At 66.3% G+C, this 20,085-nt stretch carries 16 protein-coding genes and 7 pseudogenes; 14 read left to right on the plus strand and 9 right to left on the minus strand.

What is annotated here, in order from left to right; translation table 11 throughout:
- Nucleotides 1-68: 68 nt before the first annotated feature.
- The 3 genes and pseudogenes from ACFWB0_RS23920 to ACFWB0_RS23930 form a co-directional block, all read right to left on the minus strand.
- Nucleotides 69-374: pseudogene (locus tag ACFWB0_RS23920) on the minus strand (rhodanese-like domain-containing protein); the annotation flags it as partial.
- Between the two features lie 68 nt (nt 375-442).
- Nucleotides 443-1,321, minus strand: coding sequence for a sulfite exporter TauE/SafE family protein (locus tag ACFWB0_RS23925; protein WP_378492889.1), 879 nt, complete (start codon nt 1,319-1,321; stop codon nt 443-445).
- On the minus strand, nt 1,309-1,923 hold the full coding sequence (locus ACFWB0_RS23930; RefSeq protein WP_378492890.1) for a rhodanese-like domain-containing protein: 615 nt from the start codon (nt 1,921-1,923) through the stop codon (nt 1,309-1,311). The genes ACFWB0_RS23925 and ACFWB0_RS23930 overlap by 13 nt, the downstream gene beginning before the upstream one ends.
- Before the next feature lie 224 nt (nt 1,924-2,147).
- Here ACFWB0_RS23930 and ACFWB0_RS23935 point away from each other — a divergent pair, with 224 nt between their 5' ends.
- The 4 genes and pseudogenes from ACFWB0_RS23935 to ACFWB0_RS23950 all read left to right on the plus strand — a co-directional run.
- Nucleotides 2,148-3,527 (plus strand): rhodanese-like domain-containing protein, encoded by a 1,380-nt coding sequence (locus ACFWB0_RS23935; RefSeq protein ID WP_378492891.1) that lies wholly within the window; start codon nt 2,148-2,150, stop codon nt 3,525-3,527.
- Between the two features lie 31 nt (nt 3,528-3,558).
- Nucleotides 3,559-3,987, plus strand: coding sequence for a thioredoxin family protein (locus ACFWB0_RS23940; RefSeq protein ID WP_378492892.1), 429 nt, complete (start codon nt 3,559-3,561; stop codon nt 3,985-3,987).
- Between the two features lie 11 nt (nt 3,988-3,998).
- The gene (locus ACFWB0_RS23945; protein ID WP_378492904.1) at nt 3,999-4,289 is read left to right on the plus strand and encodes a hypothetical protein; all 291 of its coding nucleotides are present in this window, start codon (nt 3,999-4,001) and stop codon (nt 4,287-4,289) included.
- Between the two features lie 23 nt (nt 4,290-4,312).
- Nucleotides 4,313-4,834, plus strand: a pseudogene (locus ACFWB0_RS23950) (MFS transporter); the annotation flags it as partial.
- Nucleotides 4,835-4,862: 28 nt separating this feature from the next.
- Here ACFWB0_RS23950 and ACFWB0_RS23955 read toward each other — a convergent pair.
- From ACFWB0_RS23955 to ACFWB0_RS23970, 4 genes and pseudogenes are all read right to left on the minus strand, one after another.
- A pseudogene (locus tag ACFWB0_RS23955) lies at nt 4,863-5,984 on the minus strand (IS3 family transposase); the annotation flags it as partial.
- Nucleotides 5,954-7,408 (minus strand): group II intron reverse transcriptase/maturase, encoded by a 1,455-nt coding sequence (gene ltrA, locus ACFWB0_RS23960; protein WP_378492893.1) that lies wholly within the window; start codon nt 7,406-7,408, stop codon nt 5,954-5,956. The pseudogene ACFWB0_RS23955 and the gene ltrA, both read right to left, overlap by 31 nt.
- A 662-nt stretch (nt 7,409-8,070) precedes the next feature.
- Entirely contained in the window at nt 8,071-9,120 is a 1,050-nt protein-coding gene (locus ACFWB0_RS23965; RefSeq protein WP_378492894.1) for an IS110 family transposase, read from the minus strand.
- Between the two features lie 192 nt (nt 9,121-9,312).
- Nucleotides 9,313-9,615 carry a transposase gene (locus tag ACFWB0_RS23970; protein WP_378492895.1) on the minus strand — a complete coding sequence of 101 codons (303 nt, stop codon included), beginning with the start codon at nt 9,613-9,615 and terminating at the stop codon, nt 9,313-9,315.
- Nucleotides 9,616-9,664: 49 nt separating this feature from the next.
- On the opposite strand from ACFWB0_RS23970, the pseudogene ACFWB0_RS23975 reads away from it, so the two are divergent.
- The 3 pseudogenes from ACFWB0_RS23975 to ACFWB0_RS23985 all read left to right on the plus strand — a co-directional run.
- Nucleotides 9,665-9,906, plus strand: a pseudogene (locus tag ACFWB0_RS23975) (TlpA family protein disulfide reductase); the annotation flags it as partial.
- Nucleotides 9,903-10,420 (plus strand): annotated as a pseudogene (locus tag ACFWB0_RS23980) (cytochrome c biogenesis CcdA family protein); the annotation flags it as partial. The pseudogenes ACFWB0_RS23975 and ACFWB0_RS23980, both read left to right, overlap by 4 nt.
- A gap of 19 nt (nt 10,421-10,439) precedes the next feature.
- Nucleotides 10,440-10,721 (plus strand): annotated as a pseudogene (locus tag ACFWB0_RS23985) (cytochrome c biogenesis protein ResB); the annotation flags it as partial.
- Between the two features lie 490 nt (nt 10,722-11,211).
- On the opposite strand, the gene ACFWB0_RS23990 reads toward ACFWB0_RS23985, so the two are convergent.
- A complete protein-coding gene (locus ACFWB0_RS23990) occupies nt 11,212-12,357 on the minus strand; it encodes a sensor histidine kinase (RefSeq protein WP_378492896.1) in 1,146 nt (381 codons plus the stop codon).
- Entirely contained in the window at nt 12,354-13,130 is a 777-nt protein-coding gene (locus ACFWB0_RS23995) for a winged helix-turn-helix domain-containing protein (protein ID WP_378492897.1), read from the minus strand. Before ACFWB0_RS23995 ends, ACFWB0_RS23990 begins: the two co-directional genes overlap by 4 nt.
- A 136-nt stretch (nt 13,131-13,266) precedes the next feature.
- Between ACFWB0_RS23995 and ACFWB0_RS24000 the strand changes: the two genes are divergently transcribed.
- The 7 genes and pseudogenes from ACFWB0_RS24000 to ACFWB0_RS24030 all read left to right on the plus strand — a co-directional run bounded on the left by ACFWB0_RS24000 (nt 13,267) and on the right by ACFWB0_RS24030 (nt 19,838).
- Nucleotides 13,267-13,554, plus strand: coding sequence for an SHOCT domain-containing protein (locus tag ACFWB0_RS24000; protein ID WP_378492898.1), 288 nt, complete (start codon nt 13,267-13,269; stop codon nt 13,552-13,554).
- Nucleotides 13,547-15,079 (plus strand): multicopper oxidase domain-containing protein, encoded by a 1,533-nt coding sequence (locus ACFWB0_RS24005; RefSeq protein WP_378492899.1) that lies wholly within the window; start codon nt 13,547-13,549, stop codon nt 15,077-15,079. The genes ACFWB0_RS24000 and ACFWB0_RS24005 overlap by 8 nt, the downstream gene beginning before the upstream one ends.
- Nucleotides 15,080-15,156: 77 nt before the next feature.
- Entirely contained in the window at nt 15,157-15,810 is a 654-nt protein-coding gene (locus ACFWB0_RS24010) for a DUF305 domain-containing protein (protein WP_378492900.1), read from the plus strand.
- 51 nt (nt 15,811-15,861) lie between these two features.
- Entirely contained in the window at nt 15,862-18,033 is a 2,172-nt protein-coding gene (locus tag ACFWB0_RS24015; RefSeq protein ID WP_378492901.1) for a copper-translocating P-type ATPase, read from the plus strand.
- A 39-nt stretch (nt 18,034-18,072) separates the two neighbouring features.
- The gene (locus ACFWB0_RS24020; protein ID WP_378492902.1) at nt 18,073-18,921 is read left to right on the plus strand and encodes a F510_1955 family glycosylhydrolase; all 849 of its coding nucleotides are present in this window, start codon (nt 18,073-18,075) and stop codon (nt 18,919-18,921) included.
- 240 nt (nt 18,922-19,161) lie between these two features.
- Nucleotides 19,162-19,465, plus strand: a pseudogene (locus ACFWB0_RS24025) (hypothetical protein); the annotation flags it as partial.
- Nucleotides 19,466-19,703: 238 nt separating this feature from the next.
- Nucleotides 19,704-19,838, plus strand: coding sequence for a hypothetical protein (locus tag ACFWB0_RS24030; RefSeq protein ID WP_378492903.1), 135 nt, complete (start codon nt 19,704-19,706; stop codon nt 19,836-19,838).
- The last annotated feature ends 247 nt before the right edge of the window (nt 19,839-20,085 follow it).

A 20,085-nucleotide genomic window follows, 5' to 3' on the forward strand; every position in this document is an offset into this window, starting at 1 on the left:
CTGTGCACCGTCGTCGACGACGGTGCACAGACCGTAGAGCGGGGAGTTCGGCCGCCGTTCTCAGGGAGTGGCCCACGGCGGACCTCCCGACCCGCGGAGATCCATGCCCGGGTTCCGCCTGCCACGGACACCGCAGAGCGTCCGGCGGCTTCGAGGATCTCGGCCCCGCGCTTGCTGCGATTGCCGGCCGCGCAGATCACATAGACGGTGTCTCCCGGCTGGACCTCGCCCACGCGGGCACTCAGTTCCGGAAGCGGGATGGACCGGGCACCGGAGACATGGCCCTCGATGTACTCGTAGTCTTCGCGGACGTCCAGCACCGGAGCTCCGGACTCCCAGGCCCGGATAAGCGCGGCGATGTCGACTTCGTGCATGGTGACCTCCTCGATTCAGGTCTGTCTCAAAGGACCAGAAGGATAGGCGGGGGTTGTCGCTCGTCGGCTCAGCCTGCCGCGACGGAGGCGCGAGAGCCTCCCCCGAGCCGCTGCAGAGGGCAGTGCTCTCTGCGGCTGCAGACATAGGTGACGCCCGCGGCGACCATGATGAGTGCTGCCGCAGCGATCCCGACACCGGGGTGGATCTCCTGCGCGAGGATGACAGAGGACATGACCAGCACGAACCACCCGAAGCTCTTGCGCAGGGTGTCCGGATCGACCAGCGAGGTCAGGCGGCCACCGATCAGACTGCCCACCACGGCGGCGCCGGTGACCATCGCTGCCAGACGCCAATCGATCTGCACGGTGGACAGGTATCCGCCGAGCCCGGCGAAGGACTTCATGGCGATCACGATCAGCGACGTGCCGACGGCGACCGGCATCGGCAGCCCGCCCAGCAGCGCCAGGGCGGGCACGACGAGGAAGCCGCCGCCGGCGCCGACCAGGCCGGTGACCAGGCCGACGATCACGCCGTCGAGCAGGATCTTTCCCACGGGCATGACCTTGTTGCCGTCCTCGGCCACAGCCTTGTTCTTACGGCCGCGCAGCATCGCGATCGCGGTGGCGATCATCATCACGGCGAACGCGAGCAACAGGACGGTGCCCGGGATGAAGCGCGAGAGCAGACCGCCACCGTACGCGCCGACCATGCCGGCCAGCCCGAACAGGATTCCGGTACGCCACTGGACGCGGCCGGCGCGCGCGTGGGAGATCGCACCGACCGCGCTGGTGACACCCACGACCAGCAGGGACGTGGCGATCGCTTCCTTGGCATCCATCCCTGCGACGTATGCCAGAAGGGGGACGGTGAGAATCGAGCCTCCGCCGCCGAGCAACCCGAGAGTGACACCGACCAGGACCGCGAGAGATACGGTCAGCGCGACCATGCCATTTTCCTTTCGGCCGGGCAGGACGGGCCCCCGGCCAACTGGGTGACAACGTTCTGGAGATCGCGCGTTGCCCCGCGGTTGTAGGGCAGCTTGGACAGCAGCATGCCCATCGCGCAGGTATCCGACAGTGCCGCGAAGGTCAATCCGCCGCCGATTCCGGCAGCGAGCCACTTGAGCTTCGGTACGGCGATGCTGCCGAGCACCGAACCCAGTACGAGCGAACCGGCGACGAGCCGGACCTGGCGTTCGAGATCCCAGCGATCGGCACCGCGGTTGACGGGAAGCCCGGCCGATTCCCAGCCGAGCATGCCGCCCTCGAGGATGTGAAGGTTGAACAAGCCTGCTTCGCGCAGAGTCTGTTCGGCTTGGCCGGCACGCTGGCCGGAGCGGCACACCAGCACGACGTTCTCGTCGAGATGGGCGCAGAACTCGTCGCGATGCTCGCGCAGCAGGTCGAGGGGGACGTTGTAGGCGCCGGGGATGTGCACCGACTCGAACTCGCCCGGAGTCCGGACGTCGACGATCCGTACGTTCTTGCCGGAGTCGAGCGTCTCGCGCAACGAGTGCGAATCGACAGTACTGGCAGCGGGCTCGGTCATGGGTGGCCTTTCGGTCGGGGAAATTGGAGAGGGATGTTTGTCAACGGTGCCCCCGGGGGTATTACTCGACTATCGTAATCATACCCCTAGGGGTATGTGCAACCGGCACGGTACGACGAGTTTCGATGCGGATGTTGATACCCAGGGGGGTACTTGACATACCCTAGGGGGTATATGCCATCCTTGTCTACATCGAGACCGAAACGACCTTTACGGAGGAATCCATGATTCTCGAGCAGTACTACATCGAGTGCCTCTCCCACGCGTCCTACCTCATCGGCGACGAGAGCACGGGCCGGGCGATCGTCGTCGACCCCCGTCGCGATATCACCGAATACCTCGACGACGCAAGAAAATACGGACTGACCATCGAAGGCGTCATCAACACCCACTTCCACGCCGACTTCGTCTCCGGCCACCTCGAACTGGTCGACGCCACCGGCGCCTGGATCGGATTCGGCGAAGCTGCCGAGACCGACTACCCCATCCGCCGCCTGCACGACGGGGAGAAGCTGTCGCTCGGTGAGGTCGAACTCGAGATCCTGTCGACGCCGGGACATACCTGGGAGTCGATCTCGGTGCTGGTGCGCGAGCATTCCGAGGCCGTCCCGGCAGCGGTGCTCACCGGCGACTCGCTGTTCATCGGCGATGTCGGCCGCCCGGACCTGGTCAACCTCGGGGACGGCTCGACCAGTGATCTGGCGCGGGCGATGTTCCACACCGTGCACGCGAAGCTGCTGACGCTGCCCGACGAGGTCGTCGTCATGCCCGCCCACGGTGCCGGTTCGTCCTGCGGGAAGAACCTGTCGACCGAACTCACCTCCACCATCGGGGAGCAGCGCGCCACCAACCCGTCCGTGCAGCCGATGAGTGAGGACGACTTCGTTGCCCTGGTGACCGAAGGTCAGCCGGCTGCCCCGGCGTACTTCTCGGTCGATGCAGCGATGAACAAGCGGATCCATCCGCTCCTGATGCAGGACCATATGATTCCGGAGTTGACCCCGGAGCAGGTGAGGGCCGAACTCGTCGTCGGCACGCGTGTTCTCGATGCGCGCAGCGTCGATGATTTCGCCGCCGGGCATCTGCGTGGTTCGGTCAACGTCGGGTTCGACGGGCGTTTCGCGGAGACCGGTGGCATGGTCGCCGAGGTCGGTGAGAAGATCGTGCTGATCACCTATCGCGGTGAGGAGCAGGACGCCGCGATGCGTCTGGCCCGTATCGGATCCGACGGTGCCGTAGGCTATCTGAATGTCGACCACGATGGGGTATTTCCCGCGGAACTGGCCGATCTGATCGAGACTGCACCCCGGACGACGGTCGACGAGCTCGACCGGTTGCTTGCTGCCGATGCGGTCACCCTCGTCGATATCCGCAATCCCGGTGAACTCGAATCCGGAACCATTCCGGGTGCGGTTCCGATCCCGTTGGCGCAGTTGCGTACTCGACTCGACCAGGTTCCTTCCGGTAAGCCGATCGTGGTGCACTGCGCGGGTGGATGGCGTTCGAGCGTGGCGGCGTCGCTGCTGCGTGCTCAGGGTTTCGAGAACGTTACAGATCTGCTGGGCGGCTACAACGCGTGGGCCGAATCCCACGTACCCGCCTGATTATTCCGGCGTCGAAGAAGGAACGGAACCCATGACAACGAAGAACCTCACGATGGCGGACTTCGAATCAACCATCGTCGGCAACGGCAACGGCAACGGCAACGGCAACGGCAACGGCAACGGCAACGGCAACGGCAACGGCATCGTGCTCGTCGACTTCTGGGCACCGTGGTGCGGCCCGTGCCGTGCCTTCGCTCCGGTCTTCGAGAAGTCGTCACAGACGCACCCCGAGATCGTGCATGCCAAGGTCGACACCGAAACCGAGCAGCAACTCGCCGCCATGGCGAACATCCGCTCGATTCCGACGATCATGGCCTTCCGAGAAGGCGTGCTCGTCTACTCACAGCCCGGCGCGTTGCCGGCACCTGCTCTCGAGGACCTGGTCACCTGGATCGAGGCCCTCGACATGGCCGAGATCCACAACCGGATTGCCGAACAACGCGCGGCCTCCCGCTCCTGACCCCTGTACTGGTGCAGGATCCAACTCTCATCGAGGAGAACTCTCATGTGTTACCCCGTCACCTGCTCGAACTGCGGAAGAACCGGATGGGGTGGATGCGGACAGCATGTCGACGCGGTCATGCGTTCCGTGCCCGCCGCCGATCGCTGTACCTGCGGCCAGGCCACCGCCCCGGCCACCGCCGAACGCCGCACCTTGCGTTCGCTGTTCCGGCGCTGACCATCGCCGCACACGCGATGTCCATCCGTCGACTCATAGTAGCGGTCGAAGCGGTGATCTCCGGCCCGGAGACGGGATCGTGAGCCCAGGCCGTGGAGGCCGGGTCGTGAGCACCAGGGACACGCCCCGGCCTCCGGTGCTGGGCCTACGTGCCAACGCCGCCCAGTTCGCACTCCTCGTGGCCGTCAATGCTCTGGTCGGAGGCATGGTCGGTCAGCAGCAGACTGTACTTCCGTTGCTGGCTGAGGGCGAATTCGGTTTGAGCGGTTACACATTCATCTTCACCTATGTAGCGGCCTTCGGTATCACCAAGGCGATCGCCAACTACTTCGCCGGGACCTTCTCCGACCGCTACGGACGCAAACCCGTACTGCTGGCGGGATGGTTGTTCGCCCTACCAGTGCCCCTGATGCTCGTTCTCGCCCCCGACTGGTGGTGGGTGGTGGCCGCCAACGTGCTGCTGGGTATCAATCAGGGACTGACCTGGTCCACGACGGTCGTGATGAAGATCGATCTGGTCGGCCCGTCGCGGCGCGGCCTGGCCATGGGCCTCAACGAGGCTGCCGGTTACGGTGCCGTCGCCGTGACTTCGTTGTTCGCCGGTTACCTGGCCGAGCATTTCGGTCTGAACCATCCCGGGTCTCATGCACACACTGTCATTTGTGTGCGACCGGTTGATCGGCACGGTGTTCAGCGTAGTACTTGGCTTCGTACTCGGCCGGTGGGATCCGCCCGAGACGATGCATGAGCCGGCCGGTGTTGTACCAATGCACCCACGCCGAGGTGGCCTCCTCGACGTCACCGACAGTGCGCAACGGCCCCTTGCGGAACGGGGAATCGTCGGCGATGCACTCGGCCTTATACAACCCGATCGTCGTCTCCGCCAGGGCATTATCGTAGGCGTCACCTACCGACCCGATCGACGGCCGAAGCCCTTGCAGGAACAGGGTTTCCCCGAATCGAAGAGCCGTATATTGAGAGCCGGCATCCGAGTGGTGAATAGTCCTCTCGCGCAAAGGATTACCTTGCATCGCCCGCAGCATGCAGGCCTGATTCACCGCCCGCTCTACGAACGCTGTTTCCTTCGACGTCGACACCTCCCAACCGACGATCGTGCCGGCGAACGCGTCGATCACGAACGCCGTGTACGCGAAGCAGGGCACCATCCGCACATACGTGAAGTCGGCGACATAGAGCGCATCGGGCCGGTCGACCCGGAAGTTCCGGTCGACCAGGTCCGGTGGCCGCGGCGCCGACGGCTCCGCGATGGTGGTGCGGACCCTCTTCGTCCGGGTGGTGCCGCGCCACCCGTTCACGCGCATGAGCCGCTCCACGGTGCAGCGGGCCACCTCGATGCCCTGACGTTGCAGGTGGGCCCACATCTTCAGCGAGCCGTACAGCGACTCCGGTTTGCGTCTGCCGTGCTCGTCCCGCTCGACGTAGTAGGAGGCGAGCACCGCGGTGATGGTGGCGTCCCACAACGCCCGTTTCGACAACGGGCGCGCCAGCCAGGCGTAGAAGGTTCTCGGGGCGATCGCGGCGCCGTGCTCGGTGAGCACCCGGCAGATCGGTGCGACCCCGAATTCCTCGCGGTGTTCGGCGATGAACCGGCAGATCACTTGCGTGGCGGGTCGGTGAAAGTCGGCCCGGGACGCGGTGACAGCCTGTGTGGCTGTTCCGTTTTCCCGGACCGCTTCCCGAACCCGGCGTGCACCTTTCAATGCACCGGGCTCTCCACAAGCCTCGCTCAGGCCGCGGTAGATTCCTCGTCGGTGTCCGGCCACGGAGTCGGGATGACCGAACCGCGGTAGCGGTATCGGGTCGTGCCGATCTTCTGAAGGTCGATCAACTCCCGTTCTTCACCGGCAGGCCACCAGCCGCCGCCGCAGTAGCGGTGGCGGAGTTGCTTCCAAGTCGATTTTCGGTGTTTGCGCCGCAGCCAACGCCATACCGTCTGCCAGACATAGTGACTCAGGTAGGAGAAGACCGCGGAGGACACCCCGGCCCGGAAGTAGCCGCACCATCCCCGCAGCGTCGCGTTCATGCGGCGCAGCAGGTCATCGAGCGGCTGATTCGTTTCGACCTGTCGGCACAACATCTTGATCTTCCGTTTGACTGCCAGGACGGCCTTCTTCGACGGATAGACGTAGACGTAGTGCCTGCTGGTTCCGCGTTTGCGGTGTCGCTGGATGCGCCACCCGAGGAAGTCCAGCCCCTCGTCGATGTGGGTGATCAGGGTCTTGTCAGGTGACAGATGCAACCCCATCGTCGCCAGTACGGCGGCGATCTCCTCTTGGAGGGCCTCGGCATCGGCCTTGGTGCCCTTGACCATCAGGCACCAGTCGTCCGCGTACCGGACCAGCCGATAGTTCGGCAGCCCGTGACGTCGCCGCTTGGCCCGCTCCACCTTGCTCGCATTCGGCCCGCCGGGTCCCTGGGCGATGTACTCGTCCAGCACCGACAGCGCCACGTTCGCCAGCAGCGGCGAGAGGACCCCACCCTGCGGGGTTCCGGCGGTGGTGTCCTGAAGGCGGGCGTCCTCGGTGAGGATGCCCGCCTTCAGGAACGCCTTCACCAGGGCCAGGACACGGTTGTCTGCGATCCGTCGACGCACCCGCCCCATCAGGGCGGTGTGGTCGATCTCGTCGAAACAGGCCTTGATGTCGCCCTCGACGATCCACTCGTAGCAGCGTGGTCTCGTTGCGAGGTAACGCACCTCGGCCACCGCGTCGTGAGCCCGGCGCTTCGGACGGAAACCGTAGGAACACGGCAGGAACTCCGCCTCGAAGATCAGTTCCAACACCAGTTTCAACGATGCCTGGACCACCCGGTCGGTCACGGTCGGAATCCCCAACCGGCGCAACTTGCCGCCGGTCTTCGGGATCATCCGCTCACGCACCGGCACCGGGCGGAAGCTGCGGTCCTTGATGCTCGCCCGCAGCCCGTCGAGAAACTCCTCGACACCCTCGAACGCCGCGACGGATCGGGCGGTGCGCCCGTCCACCCCGGCCGTTCCGGCACCCTTGTTCCCGCTCACCCGATCCCACGCCACCATCAAGAACGCGGGATCGGCAACGAGATTGAACAGGTCGTCGAACCTGCGATGAGGATCATCGCGAGCCCAACGATGCAGCTTCGTCTGGATCTTCAGTACCCGTCGCTGCGCCCGATACAGGGCGTGCTCGAGTTCGTCGGTATTCACCGGCGACTTTCCCTCCTGGCCTTCCAGTAGTTCCACTGCTCGACTTGCTGGCCCCCTTCGCCCTGTGGCCGCCTCTCGCGGCCTCCGCGACGGGTCGTGACTCCCGCGACTACTACGGGGCCTCCGCCCCACCTGGTGCTGCTCGACCGGACACGAGCCTTCTCGCCTCGCCCGGACCGGCTGCCCGGACGAGATGCACGCACACACAAGGTGGTTCCCACGTTCATCAGGTGATCGATCGGTCAGGGAGGCGCCCAGCTCTACTCCGGCAGCATCGCCACGTCTACGCCGCAGACCTTCGGCGTGGCCTCCCCACCGTCAGAGCTAGACGGCTTCGGAGTCGGACCCCTCCCACAGGCGGGTTCCGTGCGCTGCATACCGGCCCAAATCCACCAGGTTGGAGCCGGCTTCGCGGTTACGGAGCTTCGACCACTGGTTCGCTCACGCTGCACCTTCTGACCTTGCTTGGCGAGCCCGCACCGTCTGGCAGTTCCGGCACGTCTCGCCTTTGTCGGGGCCGCTTGCCGCCTTCACCGGCGTTCCCCGGCTCGGGCTGCCCCCAGCTTCACTCAGGCCGCTGCGACGACCCGAGGGAGATGGTCTCTCACCACCTCTCGATCCACCCAACGCCTCGTGGCGCACCACTCCCGGATGCTTCTATGTCAAGCCGCCGCCAAAATCGATGCGTTTGCGACCTTTCCGAGTTCGTCTTCGTCGGCACGCAAGACCTGGAATACTCGGTCGGAGATACGGCGGCGGAGCAACCGCACCGCCTCCCGCCGAGTCTTTCCGGCTGCCTGTAGCTTGGCGACATAGTCCTTACCCGGGCCACCGCGAGCGACTTGGGTGATGGCGATGGCGTGCAGGGCCGCGTTGACGGTGCGGTTGCCACCCCGGTTCAGACGCACCCGCTCTTGGGCCGACCAGACCGGGATCGGGGCGGTGCCGTTGAACTTCGCGTAGGCGTCCTTGGAGTGGAACCGGTGCGCGCCGGCAGTCTCGCCGATGATGACCGCTGCGGAGAGAACTCCGCAGCCGGGGATGTCGAGCAACGACGGTGCCAAGGCGCGGACACGGTCGCGGATCTGGTGTTCGAGGTCGTTGATCTGACGGGTCATCTGCCGACACCGATCCAGGAGTTCACCAGCGATCTGGGCGACCACACCGGTGAACTGTGCAAGCCGGTCGGCAAGCTCGTCCATCACACGGTACCGTCGGATACCGCGGAGCGGGATGTGTAGTTCGGGGTCGAGTTCGTGTAGGTGCCAGCGCAGTCTGCTTATGAGTTTGGTTCTCTCGCATACCAAATCGTGCCGGTGATCGCTCAGAAGTTTGACTTCGCGAGCGGGGCCGTCCAGTCGTGCGATCGGCAGGTTCGGCTCCCGTAGCGCGGCCATCGCGACCGCGTGTGCGTCGATCGGATCGGACTTGCCCGGTTCGCGGGCGCTGCGTCGGTGCACCGCCATCAGTTGGGTCTTCACCCGGACCACCGAGTGTCCGCGGCGCAGCAGATCCGCTTCCAGACGTCGGGTGACGTGGCGGCAGTCTTCGAGCGCGAACTGCAGCTGCGGCCACTGGGAGGCCCACTCGATCGCGGACAGGTGACCGTCGGTGGTCGCCTTGACGGTCAGCTGTCCGAGTTTGCGTCCGACCTCGTCGACTGCGACGAAGGTGTGGGTGGATTTGTGAGCATCGACTCCGATGATGATCAACTGACGACTCCGATCCGTGGGTGAACGGGACGCCCGGACAGTCGTCGTTGGGCACGCCTCAATCGGGCATCAGCGGCACGCTTCTATCAAGCCACGCGGACGACCATCCAGGGCCCGGCGGGCCGCACATCGGGATAAGCCACCAATCGAGGTTGGGGCAGCAAAGAAACGAGCGAGTCCCGCCGGGCCTGTTCAGGATGGCATTGACGCGAAGAAAGACGTTGCGGCCTTGAGTATTTCGATGGTCTTCTCGAGCTCGGCGTTCTTCCGGCGCAATGCCCGCAGTTCGATCTCCGCCTCGGACGTCGACGCAGCCGGGGTGCCACCGCCCGCCGCTTCGGCCTTGCGGACCCACACCCGGACGGTCTCGGTCTTCAGTGACATCCGTTCGGCGATTGTGCGGATCGCCTCGTATTCCGAGGCGTAGTCACCGCGGTGTTCGAGGACCAGGCGCACGGCTTTCTCCCGTACCTCGGCTGGATAGACATTCGGCATAAGGTTCACCTTCCCAAGAAAGAAGGTGCGCACCAAACCCGGGACGATTCAGCGTGACCAGGCGCAGGACTTTGTCATCGACAACCAGGTCACCTACCCGTCGATCTACGACCCGCCGATGCGCGCCCTGACCGCCCTCGGCGACAATTTCCCACCAGTGTCATCCCGTGCTCGGTCGGCAGCATCGGGTGGCCATCGGGTGGCTGCGGTATTCCTACGAGCGCTGTTGACGAGGACCTGCAACCGGTCATCGAACGAGTAGCGGCCGAACCGGTGGCGGTCGAACCATGATCGTCCTCGCTCAAGGAATCGGTGCCGGCTTTCAGGACCCGGCCGCGTCCGGGCCCTTGCCGTTGGTGGTGGGCGAGTGCGTGTTGGTGGGGTTGATCTCGTTCGCCTCCCCGGTGCGTGGTGCCTTTGGCGCGGGCTACCTGTCGTATCTGGTCGGAATCTCCGGCGCCGATGCCCCGGTGCTGACGACTGAAGAACGCACCAACCTGCCCATGACCATCGGATGCGTACCGCGGGGGCGGGTCACCGTCGCCGCCGGTCTGTTCGTCGCGGGGTGCACCGTGGTGTTCGCTCTTGGATGGACGCCGTGCCTCGGCCCGACGCTGTCCGGGGCTGCCGCACCGAAGGCGCCACCGCAGCCCGCGGAGTGCTGCTGATCGTCGCGTAGTGCCTGGGGCTGGGCCTGCCGTTCGTGGCCGTGGCATTCGGGTCGGCGTCGGCGTTGCGCGGTATCGGATGGCTACGGCGGCATTCGCGACACATTCAGATCGTCGGCGGTGTGATACTCATCGCCCGTTCGCGGTCATCTTCGCACGACGGTGAGGTTCGACGGCGCCGAGGAATTTGCTTATCCACAGGTCGCCCACGATCCCGCCCAGAACTGGGTGCTGGTCTTCGCCATCACCATGATGGGTGGACTGCTGGCCTCGCTGGTGATCAAACGCTGCCGGATCGGGGTGCGGCTGAGCCCCGTCGGCGAAGCCACCGCCGTCGAGCTCGGGGGACTGGCCCGCACCGACCAAGCGGGGTGGGGATCGGAGTTCACCGACCTGTGCCAACGCCTGCTACCCGACACGTCGGCGGCTTCCCCATAAATACCATTAGCGCATGTGGATCGACGGGACCCTCGCCCGCTACTCCGATCTGAGCTCGAAACCACTTTCGCCGTGTATCTGCTGGCGCTGACGCTGTTTGTCGCCGAGTTCGCGGCCGTGCGGGTATGCCGCACCGCACCGGAACCGGTATCGCCGGGGGCCTGGGTGGTCACCGAGGCGGTGCGTGCGCGCGTGCTGTTCGGTGGCCTTCCGTGGGCCGTCTCGCTTTCGGACAGACCGACGGACCGTTGCTGCCGCTGGCCTCGCTAGCCGGAGCACCGGGATTGAGCTTCACCGAAGCCCTGATCGGGACCGCCGCGGTTGCGGTAGTAGGCCGGGTACGCCGCGGAGGTACTCGAGTTGATACGAATGCCGCCGATTCGAGGTGAACGAGTCCTGCGGCCTGCTTTCCTTACACGTAGGGGAAAGACCTCTCCGGTTCGTCCTGTGGCGCATGTCGGGGCGTGGAATCGTGTGATGCCCCAGCAGATCAGAGCTTGATGATCGGCAGTTCGAGGGTGAAGCGAGCTCCGCGGCCGGGCCCGTCGCTGTGGACCCGGACGCGGCCGTGGTGCGCCTCGACCAGGGTTCGGGTGATGGTCAGTCCGATCCCGGTGCCGCCGTGGCTGCGGTCGCGGGCGGTATCGGCCCGGTAGAAGCGGTCGAAGAGATGATCGAGGTGATCAGAGGCGATGCCCTCACCGGTATCGGCCACCGTGATCTCCACCCGATCGTAGTTCGCTCGACTGCTGGCAACGGTGACGGTGCCGCCGGCCGGGGTATGGCGTAGGGCGTTGTCGAGCAGGTTGCCCAACACCTGATCGAGACGGTCGGGATCTGCCGCTACAACCATGGAGTCGTCGATCCGGCTGTGCAACACGACGCCTTTGCTCTCGTAGCGTTCGCGCACCGCATCGACCGCGGCTGTGACCAGCGCACCGGTGGTCGTCGGCACCGGTCGGATGCGGGTGAGATGTTCTTCGGCGCGTGAGACCGCGGTGATGTCCTGGGCGAGACGACCCAGCCGGTGGGTGGCGCCGCGCAACACCTGGCGGGTGTCGTCGTCGAAGGTGCGGACGCCGTCGTCGAGGGCTTCGAGATAGGAGTCGAGGGTGGCGATTGGAGTGCGCATCTCGTGGCCGAGATCGGACAGCATCCGGCGCCGGGTGCTTTCGGTGGCCTCGAGACGGCGGGCGAGCTCATTGACCGTGACTGCGAGTTCGTCGAATTCACGGCCCAGCCCGGGGCTGTGCACGCGGGTGTCGTAGCGGCCGCTCGCGATCCGGGCAGCCGAGGTGGTCACCGCCGTCAGCGAGCGTTGGACACGGCGGGTGAGATACCAGCTCACCGCCAGCGCCAGTAGCACCGCGATCGCAATCGCCATGCCCCACGCGAGGACGATCGCCCAGGTGAAGGCCATTTCGACGTGGGCGGCCTGGCTGGAGTTGTGGTCGATGCCGGCCTGGCCGAGGTGGTCGTGGAAGATGCCGGGGGCGAGTGCGGAGGCGACGATCCAGGCGCTGACGGCGCAGCCGACCACCACCACGGTCAGTGCGAGAAACAGCCGGGTGCCGAAGCTCGACCCGGTCAACGCGCGCCGCTCCGACGGCCCCGACACGGAGGTTCGGGGGTTCATGCTCCGGTGCCCATCCGGTAGCCGACGCCGCGGACGGTGCGCACGTAACGGCCGCGGGTGGCGTCGTCGCAGAGTTTGCGGCGCAGATGCCCGATGTGCACATCGACGAGGTGCTCATCCCCTGTCCAGCTCGGCCCCCACACCGCCTCGATCAGCTGAGCCCGGGTGAGCACCACGCCGGGATCGCGTGCCAGGGCGGCAAGGACGTCGAATTCGGTGCGGGTCAACGCCACCGGCATCCCGGCGACGGTGACCTCGCGGCCGTCGACATCGAGGGCCAGGTCACCGACACGGTGGACCAGATCCGCGGCGGCGCTTTCGGCCGGCCTCGGTGCGGCGATACCGGTGCGGGGACGGCGCAGCATGGCCTGGATGCGGGCCATCAACTCCCGGGGGCTGAACGGTTTGCTCATGTAATCGTCCGCGCCGACGGACAGCCCGATGAGGGTGTCGATCTCCTCGGTGCGGGCGGTGAGCATCACGACATACGCGTCGGAGAAGGTGCGCAGTTGCCGGCACACCTCGACCCCGTCCAGATGGGGCAGGCCCAGATCGAGGACCACGACATCGGGGTCGACCTGCCGGGCAAGGGTGACGGCGTCGGCGCCGTCACCGGTGATCGCGGTCTCGAACCCGTCGCGTTCGAGATACGAGCCGATCAGGGTCGCCAACGGCGCCTCGTCCTCGACGACCATCGCCCGCAACCCGGTCAGTGGGCGCTGCGGCGCCGCCGGGTCGCTGGTCGCGGTAGGGGTGCGAGCGGAGGAGTCCATGTCGTCCATCTTCGCCAGCCATTCCTGGTGTCGACGCCTCGGTGGGGCTTCTTGAGCAAATCTTCATACGACCTCCACAGGAATCGGGGGGTACACGCGCCAGGCTGGAGACACGAACTTGGGAAAGGAGGCGACCATGATGGGCTGGGCAGGTGAGCTGACCTGGACCGGATGGATCGTCATGGCCGTGTGCATGGTCGCGTTCTGGGCGGTGGTGATCTACCTGGTGGCCATGATGTTCCGCACCGACCGCGCCCACGGGCCTGGTCGCACCACCGCGGAGGCCGATCCGCTGCAGCTGCTCGAAGCACGCTTCGCCCGCGGCGACATCGACTTCGACGAATTCATGGCCCGCCGGCAGGTGCTGATGCACCCCGACGACACCACCGCGACCGATCACCGGCAGGGGCATATCCATGGCTGAGCTGACCCGCCGATCCTTCCTTCTCGGATCAGTCCTTGCCGGCGCCGGAGTCCTGGCGGCCTGTTCCGGCTCGGGCTCGCCGACCGGTGCCCCCGTGCAGCCCTCGTCGACTGCGGTACGCCGTGCCGAGCAAGCGCGCCGCAGCCCGGGCGGCCAGCAGGTGGTCACGGCCCGGTTGACGCCGCGCCCGGTCGAGGTGGACCTCGGCGGGCGTATCGTCTCGACCTGGGGCTACGACCAGAGTCTGCCCGGGCCACTGATCCGGGCCCGTGCCGGGGATCTGCTGCGGGTGGAGGTCGACAACCAACTTCCGGCCGAGACGAGCGTGCACTGGCACGGGCTGGCGTTGAGCAACGACATGGACGGGGTGCCCGGGCTGACCCAGGATCCCATCGCTGCCGGGGCGCGGTTCGCCTACGAGTTCACGGTCCCGGATCCGGGCACCTACTTCTATCATTCGCATTCCGGGCTCCAGCTCGACCGCGGCCTGTACGGGGCTCTGGTCATCGACGACCCGAACGAGCCCGGCAAATACGACCACGAATGGATCGTGGTACTCGACGACTGGCTCGACGGCACCGGCCGCACCCCCGACGAGGTGGCCCGCGACCTGGGCATCGGCGCCACCCCGAGTGAGAGTGGCGATGCCGGGATGGGCGGGATGGGAGGGATGGACCACGGCGCCATGGACATGGACATGGACGGTGTGGACATGAGTGAAACCATGCTGTCCCCGCTGCTCGGCGGCGCCGGGGACGTCAGCTACCCACACTTTCTGGTCGGCGGCCGCGTCCCGGAGGACCCGATCGTGTTCACCGCAACCCCCGGGCAGCGGGCGAGGATCCGGTTCATCAACGCCGGCGCCGACACCGCCTTCCGCGTCGCCCTGGGCGGGCACCGGATGACGATCACCCACACCGACGGCTTCCCCGTCGTGCCGCAGGACACCGACGCCCTGCTGATCGGCATGGGCGAGCGCTTCGATGTGCTCGTCACCCTCGACGACGGCGTATTCCCGCTGTTTGCGCAGGCGGAAGGCAAGACCGGACACGGACAGGCCCTGGTGCGCACCGCTTCCGGTGAGCTGCCTGCCCAGACCCGCCCCGGCGAGCTGGAGCGGCGGGTGCTGCTCGGCACCGACCTCGCGCCCCGCGACTATGTGCGCCTGGCCGAGCAAGAGCACGATGTGTATCACAGTGTGGATATGGGCGGGACCATGTCGCCGTACCGGTGGACGCTCAATGGCCGTGCCCACCCCAATATTCCGCCGCTGAACGTGACCGAAGGGCAGCGGGTGCGGTTGCGGATGCGGAACATGTCGGACATGTTCCATCCGATGCACTTGCACGGACATACCTTCGCGCTCACCGACACCGGGCTGCGGAAGGACACCGTCACGATCGGGCCGATGCGCACCGTCGAGATCGAATTCGACACCGACAACCCTGGCCAGTGGGCGTTGCACTGCCACAACGCGTATCACCAGGAAGCCGGGATGATGACCACCGTGTCCTACCTGGCCTGAGCCCAGCACGCCGACCGGCCGTGCCCGGGCTTCGGTGTCACGGCGGTCTGTGACCGTTCGAGAAAGGAACACATCCCATGAACCACAAGAAGATTCTCGCCGCCGGCGCCACCGCACTCGCGGTGGTGTTCGCCGCCGCTGCATGCAGCGACACCGGGACCGACACCGACACCACCGTCGCGACCTCACCCACCACGACCTCGGCCACCACCACCACCGACGAGGCCGCGGCGCACAACGACGCCGACGTGATGTTCGCGCAGATGATGCTCCCGCACCACAGTCAGGCCATCGAGATGAGCGACATGCTCCTGGCCAAGCAGGATGTTCCCGCGGACGTGACCGCCCTGGCCGAGCAGATCAAGGCCGCCCAGGGCCCGGAGATCGCACAGCTCGAGTCCTGGCTCGCGCAGTGGGGCGAGCCCACCGCGATGACCGAGACGGACCACGACATGCCCGGAATGGACGAGGGCATGAACGACATGGAGGGCATGGAGATGGAAGGGATGATGAGCGCGGAGGACATGCAGGCCCTGTCCGATGCACAGGGCACCGAGGCCGCCCGACTGTTCCTGACCCAGATGATCGCCCACCACGAAGGCGCAGTCGACATGGCGCAGACCGAGATCGAGGACGGACAGTTCCCCGACGCCGTCGAGATGGCCCGCACCATCGTCGACACTCAACAGCAGGAGATCGAGACCATGCGTGAGCTGCTGACCACCCTGTAACCGGCAGGCCCCGCCCGGTTTCCTCTCGGCTCGCCACCCAGGAGGCTTTCGATGTCGCATCCGGAGCACGGACACCCCCACCCGGACCCGCCGCCCGCCGGACACTATCCCGGCGCCGACGTCCAGAGCCCGCCACCTCAGCAGCACGATGCGCACGACGAGCACCTCGCCTACGTCGGCCACGACACCCCCGCTGAACACGACGCACATGGCGGCCACGATCGGCACGCCGGGCACGGGGCACACGGGGAAATGTTCCGCCGCCGGTTCTGGGTGTCGCTGGTGCTGTCGATACCGGTGGTGTTCTTCAGCCACATGGTCGCCGACCTGCTCGGCTACACCATGCCGGACTTCCCCGGCACCATGTGGATCCCCCCGATCCTGGGCACAGCGATCTTCGTCTACGGCGGCATGCCGTTCCTCACCGGCGGCTGGGCCGAACTCCGCTCGCGCCGCCCCGGGATGATGCTGCTGATCGCCATGGCGATCACCGTCGCGTTCCTCGCGTCCTGGGTCACCACCCTCGGTCTCGGCGGCTTCAACCTGGACTTCTGGTGGGAACTGGCCCTGCTGATCGTGATCATGCTGCTCGGGCACTGGCTCGAAATGCGCGCCCTCGGCTCCGCCTCCGGCGCCCTCGACGCGCTCGCGGCGATGCTGCCGGACACCGCGGACAAAATCACCGACACCGGTACCGTCGACGTTCCCTTGTCGGAGCTTGCGCTCGGGGATCTGGTGCTGGTGCGCGCCGGAGCCCGGGTACCCGCCGACGGCACCGTCACCGACGGCCGCGCCGAGGTCGACGAATCGATGATCACCGGCGAATCCAAGACCGTCACCCGGCAGATGGGTGACACCGTCGTCGCCGGCACCGTTGCCACCGACAGTGCCCTGCGGGTGCAGGTCACCGCAGTCGGCGTAAATACTGCCCTGGCCGGGATCCAGCGGATGGTCGCCGACGCCCAAGCCTCCTCGTCCCGCGCCCAAGCGCTGGCGGACAAGGCCGCCGCATTCCTGTTCTACTTCGCCACCATCGCCGGCATCCTCACCTTCGCGGTCTGGTCGCTGTTCGGCAACATCGACGAGGCCGTGGTCCGCACCGTCACCGTCCTGGTCATCGCCTGCCCCCACGCCCTCGGCTTGGCGATCCCACTGGTCATCGCGATCTCCACCGAACGCGCCGCCCGCGCCGGGGTGCTCGTCAAGGACCGGCTCGCCCTCGAACGCATGCGCACCGTCGACGTGGTCCTCTTCGACAAGACCGGCACATTGACCGAAGGCCGGCATCAGGTCACTGGCGTCACCTCTACCGCCGACATCGGCGAGAAGCAGCTGCTGGCGCTGGCCGCGGCGGTCGAATCCGACAGTGAGCACCCGGTTGCCCGGGCGATCGTGGCCGCCGCCGAGTCTCGGGTCCCGGCGGCCGAGCAGGTCATCGCCACCGATTTCCGGTCGCTGCCCGGCCGTGGGGTGCGCGCGCTCGTCGACGGCACCGAGGTGACCGTCGGTGGCCCGGCCATGCTCAGCAACCTGTCGTTGTCGGTACCGGCCGACGTCACCGCCGTGACTCAGCAGTGGGTGGCGCGCGGGGCGTCGGTGTTGCACGTCGCCGACAGTGAGCGGGTCCTCGGCGCGGTCGCGCTCGAAGACTCAGTGCGCGAGGAATCGCGCCAGGCGATCGACGCGTTGCATGCTCGCGGGGTGAAGGTCGCGATGATCACCGGTGACGCGCGGCAGGTCGCCGAGGCGGTGGCCGCAGATCTCGGTATAGACGAGGTCTTTGCCGAGGTACTGCCCGAACACAAGGACGCCAAGGTCACCGAATTGCAGGATCGCGGTCACAAGGTTGCGATGGTCGGCGACGGCGTCAACGACGCACCGGCGCTCGCCCGCGCCGATGTGGGTGTGGCGATTGGTGCCGGCACCGATGTGGCCATCGAATCCGCCGGGGTGGTGCTGGCGGCGAACGATCCGCGGGCGGTGTTGTCGATCATCGAACTTTCCCATGCCAGCTATCGGAAGATGGGGCAGAACCTGGTGTGGGCGACCGGCTATAACGTCATCGCTGTGCCGCTGGCCGCCGGTGTGCTGGCCTTCGCGGGGGTTGCGATCTCCCCGGCGGTCGCCGCGATCTTGATGTCGGTCTCGACCATCGTCGTGGCACTCAACGCCCAGTTGCTGCGCCGCCTCGACCTCGACCCCACCCGCCTGGCTCGCTCCTGAGCCGGCACCCCATCGATCCGAAACGAGTTCCTTTCTCTCATGTCGATTCTTCCCCTGCGCCGGTGGGCGCGTGTCCTGGCTCCTGTTGCTGCGGTGGCTGTCCTCGCCGGCTGTGCTACCGATGAACAAACCACCGCCCCAGCGGATTCGGACTCACCAGCCTCAGTATCGGAAGTGTCCGGCACCGCGTTGGAACCGGCACTCGATCATCTGCACGGTCTGCACCTCGATTCCGGCGGTGTGGTGCTGGCCGGCACCCATACTGGCCTCGTCGAGATCGCGTCGAACGGGCGCACCACCCGCGTTGGGGACTCCGACGACGACTTCATGGGTCTGACCGGGGTGCCGGGCACTGACCGTCTGTTCGCGTCCGGGCATCCGGGGCCGTCGAGTTCGGCGCCGAACCCGCTGGGGCTGATCGACAGCCTCGATGGCGGCCGCACCTGGACCCCGAAATCCTTGACCGGCGAGGTGGATTTTCACGCCCTGGCCACCGACGGCATGTTGCTGGTCGGCTTCGACGGCACCACCGGATTGCTGACCTCCACCGACGGCGGAACCAGCTGGACCCCAGGCGCTCCGATGGCCGCGGCCGCGCTCGCTGTCACCGACGGCGGGGTGTGGGCGACTACCACCGCCGGGCTGCAACACAGCACCGACTCCGGGCTCACCTTCACCGTGGTACCCGGCGCCCCGTCCTTGGCGTTGCTCTCCGCCGCGCAGGACGGCTCGTTGTGGGGCATCGACACCGCCGGTACCGCGTGGCGCAGCCGCACCGGGCAGAGCTGGGAACCACGCGCGGTGGTCGGGCGGGTCGAAGCCGTGCTGGCCGTCGACTTCGACATCGCCTACGCCGCGACCGCCGAGATGCTCTACCCACTGAACTGAACTTCCTCAGCTCCCGCGATCTCACCGACATTCCCGCGCGGCCTCTCGGGAAATACGGGAGTATCGTACGGCCTTCTCTATCATAATTCCAGGTGGAGCCTTGTTTTCCTGTAAGTCCTGCACAGGATCGGTGGATGCACGTCGCCTGCATGAACACACTCAAAAAATTGGGGTAAAATGCGCACGCCGGGCGCATTTTCGTGACCTGGGGGGTATCACTCAAGGTTTGTGCGGGTCGGTGACGAAAAGCAAAAACTTGTCGAGCAGCCCGGAGAATCCGACGACCTACTGCGCCTGGGGCTACATCGGCTGCCGATCGGAGAATTCCCGCTCCTGCGCGGGTTGGCGTCGTCACTGGCCCTCGTACGACGGCTCCGCCGAACTCGAACGCGGCATCGATATCTTCCTCGCTGGGTTGGCTGCAACGCTGACTTCCTCGGAAAGTGCGTCGCCGCAGAAGAGTTACCGCTTCTTTGGTCATCCGTGTCCGGTGAATCGCGGCGCGGGCGGGCCGGAGGCCATGCTTTGGCTGCGGACCAGATGATCGGGCAATCAGTGCTGCTGCCATCACCAGACACTTCAGACGCTCGAAGCACACGTCGGCCTTGCGTACACGCTTGTGTCCGCCTCATCGAGGTCACGCTCTCGCTTCCGCCCCAGGGGTTTCCGTCCCTGGGATGCGGCGCTCCGGTGTGCAGAATTGCTCCACAGCCAGGTGCACCCCAGAGCGCAGGCGCGCAGAAATGGACAGGAGGTCAACATGGAACTGCTACGGGGCCTGGGTGAGTAGTACGGGGGTCCTTGCGGCCGTGCTCTGGCTCGTCGGTGCGCTGCTGTGCGTGACGGTCATCCTGATTCCGCTGGGTATCCCGGTCGTGAGGCTCGTCAACTGTCTTTCGGCATTGCCGGGAAGTTGATACATCTCCCTGATCCCGCGGCACGTAGGCGCACGTCGACCTGCCCGATCGCGGTGATGGCGTGCGGTCCCGGTTTCGCTCCGCGCTGAGTAAATCTCCAGCGGGCAGATCACCAGCGGCCGTTGACTGCCAGCCCGGCCGCTGATCGGCCGTGTCAACGGCACCTGAAAACTGACCCCTTTCCGGCAACCGAAAATTGACCCCTCGAGTCATGCGACAGCCACTACCCCTCTGCAGCACGGCCAGT

Origin of the sequence: Rhodococcus sp. NPDC060086 (genome assembly GCF_042730275.1) — a bacterium.
Taxonomy (GTDB): Bacteria; Actinomycetota; Actinomycetes; order Mycobacteriales; family Mycobacteriaceae; genus Rhodococcus.